The sequence below is a fragment of the Cellulomonas citrea genome, assembly GCF_009829685.1.
Classification (GTDB): Bacteria; Actinomycetota; Actinomycetes; order Actinomycetales; family Cellulomonadaceae; genus Cellulomonas; species Cellulomonas citrea.
In genome coordinates this window covers 1-1435 of record NZ_VWSD01000286.1, presented here as the reverse complement: position 1 = coordinate 1435, position 1435 = coordinate 1, and the positions used below count along the sequence as shown (strand labels likewise).

The 1435-nt window shown below is 78.2% G+C and carries 2 protein-coding genes; both read left to right on the top strand.

Annotation, left to right across the window (positions count from 1 at the left end; translation table 11 throughout):
* The coding region (locus F2B26_RS16220) for a protoporphyrinogen/coproporphyrinogen oxidase (RefSeq protein ID WP_201292794.1) at positions 1-757 on the top strand (757 nt) is incomplete at its 5' end.
* A gap of 8 nt (positions 758-765) precedes the next feature.
* Positions 766-1435 (top strand): hydroxymethylbilane synthase (gene hemC, locus F2B26_RS16215; RefSeq protein WP_159811108.1); only part of this gene is annotated, 670 nt, incomplete at its 3' end.

The following is a 1435-nucleotide window of genomic DNA, read 5'->3' as shown; positions in this document are numbered from 1 at the left end:
CGCGGCACCGGCGGGTTCGGCGGTGTGCGGGCTGGCCGGCGGGATGCACGGGCTCACCGACGCGCTCGTCGCCGCTCTGGTGGCGCACGGTGGTGAGGTCCGCACCCGCACCCGGGTGACGGCGGTGCACCGGACCGACGACGGCTGGCGGGTCGAGCTGGCGGACGGAGCCGTGCTGGCCGAGCAGGTCGTGCTCGCCGCCCCCGTGCTCGACGGGCTGCCCGGGCTGGCCGACGTGGCGCTCGACCAGGGGTCCCCGGTGGTCCTCGTGACGCTCGTGCTGGACGACCCGCGGCTGGACGCGGCCCCGCGCGGCACCGGTGTGCTCGTGGCCCCGGGGGTCGACGACGTGCGCGCGAAGGCTCTCACCCATGCGACGGCGAAGTGGCCGTGGCTGGCGGCCGACGCGGGCCCTGGCCGGCACGTGCTGCGCCTGTCCTACGGCCGCGGCGGCGGCGAGGCCGACGAGCTCGCGGCCGACCGGGACCGCCTGGTGCAGCTCGCGCTCGACGAGGCGTCCCGGCTGCTCGGGCTCCCGCTGCGCGCCGAGGACCTCGTCGGCTCGGACGTGGTGCGCTGGACGCAGGCGCTGCCCCGGCCGAGCGCGGCGCACCGCGATGCGGTGGCCCGGGTGCGCGAGGTGACCGAGCAGCTGCCCGGGCTGACCGTCACGGGGGCGTGGGCGGCCGGCACGGGACTCGCCTCGGTGGTCCAGGACGCCCGCGGCGCGGCCGCCCGGGTGACGCAGCAGAAATGAGCGCACCGATGCCCGACGAGCCCCTCGCCCGCATTTCCGAGAATGCCGGACCCGCTTCGACGCAGGTGCGGGTCGGCACCCGGGCGAGTGCGTTGGCGCTCACCCAGACCGGGCACGTCGCGGCGGCGCTGACCGCGCAGGGCCTGCACGTCGAGACGGTGCGCATCCGCACCCAGGGCGATGTCGCGACCGGTCCGCTGAGCACGTTGGGGGGCACCGGGGTCTTCGCGGCGGCGCTGCGCGAGGCGCTGCTCGACGGCCGCTGCGACCTGGCGGTGCACTCGCTCAAGGACCTGCCCACGGCACCCACCCCGGGACTGCGGGTGGCGGCGGTGCCGCCGCGCGTCGACGCCCGGGACGTGCTGTGCACCCCGGACGGTGCCCGGCTCGCCGATCTGCCGGCCGGGGCCCGGGTGGGCACCGGGTCGCCACGACGGGCCGCCCAGCTGCGCGCGCTGCGCCCGGACCTGCAGGTGGTGGACCTGCGGGGCAACGTCGACACCCGGCTGGCCCGGGCCCTGGGCCCGCAGGCCGATCTGGCGGCCGTGGTGCTGGCGCGGGCCGGGCTGACCCGGCTGGGCCGGTGGGACGCGGCCTGGCAGACGTTCACCCCGGAGCAGATGCTGCCGGCGCCCGGTCAGGGGGCGTTGGCCGTCGAGGTGCGTGCGGACGACACCG